Consider the following 9,835-nt stretch of genomic DNA (forward strand, 5'->3'; position numbering starts at 1 on the left):
GGGTGTCGCGGGGGGGGGCGGGCGTGGGGCTAGGGGGTTTGCCCACCGGGGCGGGCGGGGCGGGGGGCCCCACACCCCGCCGCTTGGGCCGGCCAACGGCCGGCGCTACCGAATATCGGTTCCGATAATTGTTACGCGCCGATCAGGCGCTTTGCGCGTCCGCCGGCGTGAAATGCGGCATCGCCACGGCCGCGCCTTCCTTCTCCGTCGAGCGGCCGGCGAACTGGTTGGCAAAGCGCACGTGGCGGGCGAAGGCCGCACTCGGATCATGTGCCATCGAGGCCACCAGCGCACCGTTGAAGGCGTCGCCGGCACCGGTGGTGTCGGCCACCTGCACCTGCTCGGCACCCACGCGGTAGTACGGCTGGGTATCGCCGCGCAGGGTGTCTTCGTCATGCGAGACAAACACGCCCACCGCGCCCAGGGTCACCACTACGGTGCCGTTGCCGACCAGTTTGCGGCACAGGGCGTGCAGGCTGGCACCGTCCAGGGCGGCCACGTTGTCGGCGTCGATGCGCTCGCCCACGTGGCGGCCGAGCAGGGATGCAAACTCGGTTTCGTTCGGGGTCAGTACGTCGGCCAGCTTGAGCAGTCCAATGCTGGACGGGGCGTCGGCCGGGGCCGCGTTGAGCACGGTGGTGGCACCGCCCTCGCGGGCGATGGCCAGGGCTGCTTCAATGGTTTCCACCGGCGATTCCAGCTGCGCCAGCACCACTTTGGCACCGGCCAGCAGCGGGCGCTGCTGCTCGATGAAGGCGGTGCTGAGGGCGGCATTGGCACCGGGGCCGATCACGATGGTGTTGCGGCCACGGGCATCCACGTAGATGCCGCCGGTGCCGGTGGGCTCCGAACTGGCTTCGGCAGTCAGCTCGAAACCGTCCTGGGCGGCCAGTCCACGGGCCATGGCACCGCCGGCGTCGTCGCCGAGGGCGCACAGGAAGGTGGTGGCCGCACCGGCGCGGCGGGCCGCGACGGCCTGGTTGAAGCCCTTGCCGCCGGGGCCGGTGCTGTAGCGGCCGGCAATGGTCGCACCCGGGGCCGGGAGCGACTCGCAACGCCAGACATGATCCACGTTGAAGGAACCGACTACGACGACACTGCTACTCATAAAGATTGTTTCTCTAAAACGGATATCAGCTGAAATGCGTCAGCACGCCGGCGATGGTCGCCGTCATGAAGGTGGCGATCGTGCCGCCCAGCACCGCACGCAGGCCGAACTTGGCCAGGTCGTGGCGGCGCTCCGGGGCCAGACCACCAATACCACCAATCTGGATCGCAATGGAGCTGAAATTGGCGAAACCGCACAGGGCGTAGGTGGCGATCAGCCGGCCTTCATCAGAAAGGGTCATTCCCGGCACCTGGCCGTTGACGATTTTGGACAGTTCCGAGTAGGCAACGAACTCGTTCAGCACGACCTTCTGGCCGATCAGCGAGCCCACGGTGGTGGCATCGGCCCACGGCGTACCGATCACCCAGGCAATCGGAGCCAGCAGATAGCCGAACAGGGTGGCCAGGTCGGTTGGACGGCCCAGCAGGGCCTGCAGGCCGGTCACTTCGCCGAACCAGGTCAGCGGGGCGTTGAGCAGGGCGATCAGGGCGATGAAGGCCAGCAGCATGGCACCGATGTTCAGCGCCAGCTTGAGTCCGTCGCCGGCACCGGCGGCGGCGGCGTCGATAATGTTGCTGGAGGTCTTCTCCACTTCCATCTTGACCGTGCCACGGGTCAGCGGGGTACCGGTTTCCGGGACCAGCAGCTTGGCCACGACCAGGGTCGCAGGTGCGGCCATGATGCTGGCCGCCAGCAGGTGCTTGGCATAGAAGGCCTGCTGCACCGGATCACTGCCGCCGAGCATGCCCACGTAGGCGGCGAGCACGCCGCCGGCAATGTGGGCCATGCCGCCGATCATCATGGTGATCAGCTCGGACTGGGTCATCTTGGCGATATACGGACGCACCGTCAGCGGCGCTTCGGTCTGGCCGATGAAGACACTGGCGCAGACGCTGGTGGTTTCCGCACCGGACACGCGCATGATCTTGGTGATCGCCCACGCCATCGCACGCACGATCGCCTGCATGACGTTGAGGTGATACATGACCCCCATCAGCGCCGAGAAGAAGATGATGGTGGGCAGCACCTGGAAGGCGAAGATGAAACCGTACTGTTCGGTGTTCATCAGGCTGCCAAAGATGAAGCTGGAGCCTTCGTTGACGAAGCTCAACACCTTCACGAAGCCCTTGCCCAGGGCGTCGAACACATCGCGGCCACCCGGGATCAGCAGCACCACGGCGGCGAAGGCGATCTGCAGGGCGATACCCGTGGCCACCAGCCGCCAGTCCACCGAACGCTTGTTGTTGGAGAACAACCAGGCGATACCGATCAGCACCACCAGACCAAACAGGCCGAAGCCGATCCTGCCCAAACCTTCGACCATGAGAAGCCCCCCTGGGGCACCGCGAAAAACGGGAAGCCTATAGTGGTGGCCGGGGCGGGGCAAGAAAAAGCGCCGCCGCTGGTGCGAACGGACGCGATCGGGCAAGCATCCATAAGGGTTTGCGCTGGTTTGGAGGCTAAACTGGTTCACATCGTTCAGGTTCGCCGTGCGGCCTGGCTCCCCGATTTCCGCAGGAGACTCACATGCAATACCGCCGCCTCGGCTCCACCGGCCTGAAGCTTTCCGCCCTGTCCTTCGGTGCCTGGGTCACCTTTGGCGACCAGATCGGCCGCGATGAGGCCCGCAACCTCATCGCCACCGCCTGGGACAACGGCATCAACTTCTTCGACAACGCCGAGGGCTATGCGCGCGGCCGCGCCGAACAGGTGATGGGCGACGTGATCGCCGACCTGCGCCTGCCGCGCGACGGCTACTGCGTGTCCAGCAAGGTGTTCTTCGGTTCCGTGGACGACCCGCGCCCGACCCAGCACGGGTTGTCGCGCAAGCACGTCACCGACGCCTGCCACGCCGCGCTCAAGCGCCTGCGGGTGGACTACCTGGACCTGTATTACTGCCACCGTCCCGACCTGGACACCCCGATCGCCGAGACGGTGCTGGCCATGGACACCCTGATCCGCCAGGGCAAGGTGCTGTACTGGGGCACCTCGGAGTGGTCGGCGGCGCAGATCCAGGAGGCGGTGGACTTCGCCCGTTCCCAGCACCTGCACCTGCCGTCGATGGAGCAGCCGCAGTACAACCTGCTGCACCGCAAGCGGGTGGAAGAGGAATACGCGCCGCTGTACGCTGACCCCGGCCTGGGCACCACCATCTTCTCGCCGCTGGCGTCGGGCCTGCTCACCGGCAAGCACAACGCCGGCATGGAGCCGGGTTCGCGCCTGGGCCAGCAGGACATGGGCTGGTTGCGTGACCTCGTCCTCGGCGAGTCCGCCGAACAGCGTCTGCAGCAGGTGCGGCGCTATACCGAACTGGCGGCGGAGCTTGGCTATTCGCCGGCCGAACTGGCCATCGCCTGGTGCCTGCGCAATCCGCATGTGTCCAGTGTGATCCTCGGTGCCAGCCGGGTCGGTCAGCTCGAGCAGAACCTGCGCGCGCTGGAAGTGCAGCTGGAGGAGGCCGCCTGGGCGCAGGTGGAGGCCGTGTTCGCCTGATCGGGGAAATATCCGCTGATGCAATGCGGGTGTGGGGTTCGATCCGTTCCGTGCAATGCGGGTGTGGGGCGATCCGTTCGATGCAACGCGGTGTGGGGTTCGATCCGTTCCTTGCAATGCGGGTGTGGGGTTCGTAGAGCCGGGCTTTGCCCGGCTGCCTTTTGCGCGGACCCTCCAGCCGGGCAAGCCCGGCTCTACAACGGCGTGCTCCCAGACATCCCGTCGATAGTCCCCATTCACTCAATTCAATAGACGACATCTATCGAAAAATGAAAATCCGATAGGCAAAATCTTCAGCGAAGTTGAGAATGGGTGTTGCTTGTCAACTGAGAATCATTATCATTTAACTCGTCCCACGCACGAGTCCAGACAATGAACACTCAAGCCGCTGTACTGCTGCGCCCCGAAACCCTGACCCTGCGCGACCGCCCGGTCCGTGCGGTTCCGGCCGAAGATGTGATCGACAGCGAAGCCCTGCTCAAGGGCCGCCGCGAAATCCTGATCCAGCACGGCGACCGTTTCTATCGCCTGCGTCATACCAGCAACGACAAGCTGATCCTGACCAAATGAGGCCGGCGGCGGGACCGGCTTCCCTCCCACCGGTCCTGCACGCCTCCCCACCGCTCTCTCCCCCTCGACGCTTCGCCTGCGCGCCGCGATCTGCGGTCGTGGGTGTCGGTCGAGGGCCCTCCTTCTGTGTCCAGCCGAACTCTGCCAACCACCATGACCCGTTCCTACCTGGCTGTCGCCATTACCGCGTCGTTGCTGCCGTTTGCCGCCCACGCCGCGCCGGACGGTGCCGCTGACGCGCGCGAATTCGACCGTGTGCAGGTCACCGCCACGCGTACCGAACGTGCACTCAGCGACGTGGCCGCCACCGTCGACGTGATCGACCGCGAGCAGCTGGACAACCACCTGGTCAACAGCATCAAGGACCTGGTGCGTTACGAACCCGGCGTGTCGGTCACCAGCAGCCCCGCACGTTTCGGCCTGGGTGGCTTCCGCATCCGCGGCCTGGATGGCAACCGCGTGCTGATCCAGACCGACGGCATTGCCATGCCCAAGGCCTTCAATATCGGCAGCTTCTCCGACGCCAACCGCAACTTCACCGACCTGGAAACGCTCAAACGCGTGGAAATCGTGCGCGGCCCGGCCAGCGCGCTGTACGGCTCGGATGCACTCGGCGGTGTGGTGGCCTTCGTCACCAAGGACCCGAACGATTACCTGAAGGACGACAGGAACAGCTACGTCGGCCTGAAGTTCGGTTACGACGGCGAATGGAAGGGCCTGCTCGGCAGCGTCACCACCGCGTTCGGCGGCGACCACTGGAGCGGCATGGTGAACTTCAATCACCGCCAGGGCCAGGAAACCGAAAGCATGGGCGAGGTGCGCAGCAATGACCGCACCCGCACCGCCGCCAACCCGCAGGACCGCGACGGCCGCAGCGTGTTGAGCAAGCTGGTGTACGCACCCAGCGAAGACCAGCGCTTCAAGCTGACCGTGGAAGGCAACGAAGACAGCGTCGACACCGAGGTGCTGTCGTCGGTGGATCGCACCACCACCACCGGCATGCAGGCGCGCGACCACCAGACCCGCGCGCGGGTGTCGTTCGCGCACGAGATGGACAACCTGGCCGCCGGCTTCGCCGACAGCCTGTCGTGGCAGTTGTACCGGCAGGACAGCGAAACCACCCAGCGCACCGACGAAACCCGCTCCAACCGCACCTCGCGCCACCGCGAATTCAACTTCGACCAGCGCGTGTACGGCCTGCAGGCGGTGTTCCACAAGGGCCTGGAAACCGGCAGCGTCAGCCATGAACTGACCTATGGGCTGGAAGGCACCTGGACCGAAACGCGTCAGAAGCGCGACGGCTACCAGGTGCTGGCGAACGGCCAGACCAGCACCACCATCCTGCCGGATGCGTTCCCGGTGCGTGACTTCCCGATCAGCAAGACCACCGAGCTGGGCCTGTACGTGCAGGACGAAATGCGCTTCGCCGACGGCCGCCTGTCGCTGGTGCCGGGCGTGCGCGTGGACCATTACGAACTGCGCCCGGACGTGGATGCGATCTTCGCCGCGGACAACCCCGGCATGGCGGTGTCCGACCTGACCAAGACCAGTGTCTCGCCGAAGCTCGGCATGGTCTGGCGCTTCGCCAGCGACTGGTCGCTGTTTGCCGGCTACTCGCACGGCTTCCGCTCGCCGCCGTACAACGACGTCAACCTGGGCTTCACCAACGTGATGTTCGGGTACACCGCGATTCCAAATCCGGACCTGAAGCCGGAAACCAGTGATGGCTTCGAACTGGGCGTGCGTTACCTCACCCCGGCGGCCTACGTCAGCGTCAGTGCCTACTACAACGATTACAAGGACTTCATCGAGTCGCAGCGCCAGGTCGGCATCAACGACCAGGGCCTGATCGTGTTCCAGTCGCAGAACGTGGCCGATGCGGAAATCTACGGTGCCGAAGTGAAGGCCGGCGTGGACTTTGGTGAGATCAGTGCTGCCCTGGCCGGCTGGTCGTTGAACGGCGCGGTGGCCTGGTCGCGTGGTCAGAACAAGACCGAAGACGTACCGCTGGCCTCGATTGATCCGCTGCGCGGCACCCTGGGCCTGGCCTATGACCGTGACAACTGGGGCGTGGAACTGGCCGGCACCTTCGCCCGCCGCAAGGACCGCCTGCCCAGCGACACCACCTTTGCCCCGGCCGGTTACGGCGTGCTCGACCTGATGGCGCACTGGGAATTCGCTCCGGGCGCGAAGTTCAATGTCGGTGTGTTCAACCTGGGTGACCGCAAGTACATCGACTATTCGGCGATCACCACCGCGCTGGCGACCAACAGCACGGTGATCGACCGCTACACCAATCCCGGCCGGAATGTCTCGGCCAGTCTCTCCGTCAGCTGGTAGCCGCCATGAGCCGAGCCCTGTCCGCCCTGCGTTCCTCCGACCGGTACCTGCGCCCCGCCCAGCTGCCTTCTCCGGCGCAGCTGGCGGCCCTGGGCACCGTACTTTGCCTCTACCGCCCGGAAAGCAGCGAGCTGGGTGGCTGGCAGCATGCGGTCTCTGCCCACGCCTGTCAGGGCGTGGACAGCGACGGCATCCGCGAAAGCCTGTGCTTCGCCGATACGCGCGGCCGCTGCTGCTGGCGTCTGTATCTGCTGCCCGACAGTGACTTCCTGGCGTGGGACCGGCTGGTGTCGGCCTACCCGGCGCGGCCGGAAACCGCCTTCGAAGGCGGCGTGGCCGAACGTCTGTGGCGGCGGTTGGCCACCAAGCTGGGCAATGAAACGTGGCGGATGTGTGCGCTGCGGTTGCAGGTGGGCGAGGGCAATCGGCTGGCGGCGAGCCTGGCGTCGTTGTCGTCGCTGGGCGCAGCGACCGCGCGCCGTATTGCCGATGTGGAAGGAGCCGAAGGCGAGCTATGGACGGACACCGCCGGTTTTTCGGCAGCGGCCACGCCGCTGCTTCATCTATCTTCACTTCGCCCTTCCTGAGGCATATCCATGAACTTCAAGATGCCGGCGCACGACCAACGGTCGTGCGCTACCGTAAAGGCACGTCCGGCAACCACCGGTAGATCCCGACCGTTGGTCGGGACGGCTCTGGCGTTGCTTGCCGCCAGCGGCATGGCCCACGCCCAGCCCTCCGACATCAAGCGCGACCACGACAGCATCCTGGCCATGCAGGGTGAGTACATCGTGGACTTCGCGTTTGACGAAACCGTGCTGCTCAAGCCGGGCTACGAACGCGCACCGGCGGTGCGCAGCGGTGGCAGTGAAGTGGTGATCGTGGTGGAAGACACCCCGCAGCGGATCGTGCTGCAGCACATCCTGGTCGACGGCAAGAGTGGTCATGTGACCAAGCACTGGCGTCAGGACTGGGTGTATGAAGCGCCGAGCCGTTTCGAGTTCAGCGCCGACCAGACCTGGCAGGTCCGCACCATTCCGGCGGCGCTGAACGCGGGCGCATGGACGCAGTGCGTGTATGAGGTGAGCGACGCGCCGCGATACTGCGGTACGGGCAAGTGGGACTACAGCAACGGTGTGGCCACCTGGACCAGCGACCTGAGCTGGCGTCCGCTGCCGCGCCGCGAGTACACGCGCCGCAGTGACTACAACGCGCTGGCGGTGATCAACCGGCACACGCTGACGCCGAATGGCTGGACCCACGAACAGTTCAACACCAAGATCCTGCGCGGCGCGGATGGCAGCCAGCAGGAGATCGCGCGCGAGTTCGGCTTCAACGACTACAACAAGACCACGGACGTGGACTTCAAGCCGGCCTACGAGTACTGGAAGGCCACGGCGGACTACTGGGGCAAGGTACGCCAGCGCTGGGACGGTTTCCTCGGCCAGGCCCCGGGCGTGCACCTGAAGACCAAACTGGACGGCATGGCGATGATCATCCCGCTGTTCACCCAGGCCCAGGACCTGCAGAACGGCAAGAAGGTCAAGGACGCGCAGATCGACGCCGTGTTCAAGGAGTGGGTCGAGAAGGCCCCGAACTGATCTGTATGAAATCTGTAGAGCCGGGCTTGCCCGGCTGCTCCTGCTCTGGAGGGGTCGGTCGAACGACGAGGTAGGCGTGAATCCGTCCACGGTGCCTCGGTCGCCGCTTGCGCGATCCTGAAGCAGGGTAGGGTCGCACGACAGTCGACCGGCGATAACATCCATCGCTGCTGTAGGGCATGACCTGCGAACGCAGAAGCGCGCTTCCGTCGAAGGTCACTCGTTACCGTACACATCACCGATATCGGCCGTCGTCTGTCGACCGACGCTAACTGGATTTCGATGATGGATTTCCGAAAGCGTCGCCCCGGAAATTGCTTGCTACTGCCTACTTCACTCGCATGGAGTAGTTCTGCATGAATCTCTCTGGCATGTTCACCACGTTCATCGGGGCCGTCGCTGCGCTTCAGGGAGCGAGAGCGGCACCCACTACGGCACCGGGAACCAGCGCCGGTGCCGAAGCCGCTCTGACCGGCATCTCGAACGGCCCCATTCCACCAGACATAGAAGCCGCCCTGCAGCGCAACTACGGTGCCTGCCAGCAGCGGCTGGACCAGAATCCGCGCATCGCCGGTGCGATGACCGAGACGGCAAGGCGCGCTGTCTGCACGGCAGAGGCGGGGGTGGGGACCGCCTTTGAGGAATCGCTGAAGAGCAGAATGCCGGGCAATACGCCTGAAATCCGCACCATGCTGCACCGTCAGCTGGAGGCGCGATCAGAGAACCCGTTCGGGGATATCGAAGCTGCCGGGCATTCGCCTGAAAAAATGCTGGGGATCAACTTCAACGACTACAAGGAAAGCCAGACGTCGTACTACGCCAACAACCTGGCCGAGCAGGTCGAGTTCCTGGCGCGGCACATTCCGGAGCGGGAACGCGGCACATTGGCGGATGCCTGGGGTGCGTTCAAGCAGCCTGCATGCCGCAAGGCCTGGGCGGCAACGAGTGGCAAGTGGGTCAGGGCGGAAATCAGCAAGCGCCTTGTGTTCGCCGACATGCGCGGCGTGCTCAGGCCCGAATCGATGGACCGCACGCAGATCCAGGAGCTGAAGGGCGATCTGGAAGACATGCAGTTCGGCAACTCAGCGCTGAAGCGGCGCATGCTCGATGATGCGTTGACCGAGCTGGTGCGGCAGCATCAGGCGGCGGTGGTTCCGGCGTAACGCCGGGCTTCGTCCGGTCACCCGACCAACGGTCGGGTGCTACCGGATTCATGCCGACTGTTATTCCTTGAACATTAGAAACGCCGCAATCACGATCAATCCGAATGCGGCGTAATGGTTCCACTTCAACGGCTGGTCCAGATAGAACGCGCTGAACACCGCAAACACCACCAGGGTGATCACCTCCTGCATGCCCTTCAGCTGCGGCGCGGAATACACCGCGCTGCCCAGCCGGTTGCCGGGCACCTGCAGGCAGTACTCGAAGAAGGCGATGCCCCAGCTGACCAGAATCACCGTCATCAACGGCGCGCTCTTGTACTTCAGGTGCCCGTACCAGGCGAAGGTCATGAAGATGTTGCTGCCAACCAGCAGCAGCACCGGGTAGAGGTAGGAGGCGAAGGAGGTGCCGGGCATTGCGGAGGTGTCAGTAGGATTGATGTGGGGAGCATAGCCGGTAGCGCCGGCCGTTGGCCGGCCCCCCGCCCCGCCCGGGCCCGCCCCCCCCGGCGGCTTTTAAAAAAAAACCCCCCCCCCCCACCCCCCCAAAATCGAGTTGCCGC

The 9,835-nt window shown here is 65.0% G+C and carries 9 protein-coding genes; 6 read left to right on the top strand and 3 right to left on the bottom strand.

Annotated features, from left to right (window positions below; translation table 11 throughout):
• Nucleotides 1-142: 142 nt before the first annotated feature.
• A complete protein-coding gene (locus EGJ34_RS18235) occupies nucleotides 143-1,108 on the bottom strand; it encodes a ribokinase (protein ID WP_125361885.1) in 966 nt (321 codons plus the stop codon).
• Nucleotides 1,109-1,133: 25 nt separating this feature from the next.
• Nucleotides 1,134-2,432, bottom strand: coding sequence for a nucleoside transporter C-terminal domain-containing protein (locus tag EGJ34_RS18240; protein WP_125361886.1), 1,299 nt, complete (start codon nucleotides 2,430-2,432; stop codon nucleotides 1,134-1,136).
• A 203-nt stretch (nucleotides 2,433-2,635) separates the two neighbouring features.
• Here EGJ34_RS18240 and EGJ34_RS18245 point away from each other — a divergent pair, with 203 nt between their 5' ends.
• From EGJ34_RS18245 to EGJ34_RS18270, 6 genes are all read left to right on the top strand, one after another.
• Nucleotides 2,636-3,601 (top strand): aldo/keto reductase, encoded by a 966-nt coding sequence (locus tag EGJ34_RS18245; protein ID WP_125361887.1) that lies wholly within the window; start codon nucleotides 2,636-2,638, stop codon nucleotides 3,599-3,601.
• Nucleotides 3,602-3,973: 372 nt separating this feature from the next.
• Nucleotides 3,974-4,171: a hemin uptake protein HemP gene (locus tag EGJ34_RS18250; RefSeq protein ID WP_125361888.1), complete on the top strand. Its 198-nt coding sequence runs from the start codon at nucleotides 3,974-3,976 to the stop codon at nucleotides 4,169-4,171.
• Between the two features lie 153 nt (nucleotides 4,172-4,324).
• A complete protein-coding gene (locus tag EGJ34_RS18255) occupies nucleotides 4,325-6,511 on the top strand; it encodes a TonB-dependent hemoglobin/transferrin/lactoferrin family receptor (RefSeq protein ID WP_125361889.1) in 2,187 nt (728 codons plus the stop codon).
• Nucleotides 6,512-6,516: 5 nt separating this feature from the next.
• Nucleotides 6,517-7,098: a Hemin transport protein gene (locus EGJ34_RS18260; protein ID WP_260477052.1), complete on the top strand. Its 582-nt coding sequence runs from the start codon at nucleotides 6,517-6,519 to the stop codon at nucleotides 7,096-7,098.
• A 132-nt stretch (nucleotides 7,099-7,230) separates the two neighbouring features.
• Nucleotides 7,231-8,112 (top strand): DUF6607 family protein, encoded by an 882-nt coding sequence (locus EGJ34_RS18265; RefSeq protein WP_125361892.1) that lies wholly within the window; start codon nucleotides 7,231-7,233, stop codon nucleotides 8,110-8,112.
• Between the two features lie 356 nt (nucleotides 8,113-8,468).
• Nucleotides 8,469-9,275, top strand: a complete 807-nt coding sequence (locus tag EGJ34_RS18270; RefSeq protein ID WP_125361890.1) for a hypothetical protein — start codon at nucleotides 8,469-8,471, stop codon at nucleotides 9,273-9,275.
• A gap of 60 nt (nucleotides 9,276-9,335) precedes the next feature.
• Here the strand turns inward: EGJ34_RS18270 and EGJ34_RS18275 are convergent, their stop codons facing one another.
• On the bottom strand, nucleotides 9,336-9,689 hold the full coding sequence (locus tag EGJ34_RS18275) for a DMT family protein (RefSeq protein WP_125361891.1): 354 nt from the start codon (nucleotides 9,687-9,689) through the stop codon (nucleotides 9,336-9,338).
• Between the last annotated feature and the right edge of the window lie 146 nt (nucleotides 9,690-9,835).

It is taken from the genome of Stenotrophomonas sp. 278 (assembly GCF_003935715.1).
Taxonomy (GTDB): domain Bacteria; phylum Pseudomonadota; class Gammaproteobacteria; order Xanthomonadales; family Xanthomonadaceae; genus Stenotrophomonas; species Stenotrophomonas maltophilia_AH.

Excerpts from the sequence above, each read along its gene's own strand:
- EGJ34_RS18235 (WP_125361885.1), bottom strand. The coding sequence starts at position 1,108 with ATGAGTAGCAGTGTCGTCGTAGTCGGTTCCTTCAACGTGGATCATGTC.
- EGJ34_RS18240 (WP_125361886.1), bottom strand. The coding sequence starts at position 2,432 with ATGGTCGAAGGTTTGGGCAGGATCGGCTTCGGCCTGTTTGGTCTGGTG.
- EGJ34_RS18245 (WP_125361887.1), top strand. The coding sequence starts at position 2,636 with ATGCAATACCGCCGCCTCGGCTCCACCGGCCTGAAGCTTTCCGCCCTG.
- EGJ34_RS18250 (WP_125361888.1), top strand. The coding sequence starts at position 3,974 with ATGAACACTCAAGCCGCTGTACTGCTGCGCCCCGAAACCCTGACCCTG.
- EGJ34_RS18255 (WP_125361889.1), top strand. The coding sequence starts at position 4,325 with ATGACCCGTTCCTACCTGGCTGTCGCCATTACCGCGTCGTTGCTGCCG.
- EGJ34_RS18260 (WP_260477052.1), top strand. The coding sequence starts at position 6,517 with ATGAGCCGAGCCCTGTCCGCCCTGCGTTCCTCCGACCGGTACCTGCGC.
- EGJ34_RS18265 (WP_125361892.1), top strand. The coding sequence starts at position 7,231 with ATGGCCCACGCCCAGCCCTCCGACATCAAGCGCGACCACGACAGCATC.
- EGJ34_RS18270 (WP_125361890.1), top strand. The coding sequence starts at position 8,469 with ATGAATCTCTCTGGCATGTTCACCACGTTCATCGGGGCCGTCGCTGCG.
- EGJ34_RS18275 (WP_125361891.1), bottom strand. The coding sequence starts at position 9,689 with ATGCCCGGCACCTCCTTCGCCTCCTACCTCTACCCGGTGCTGCTGCTG.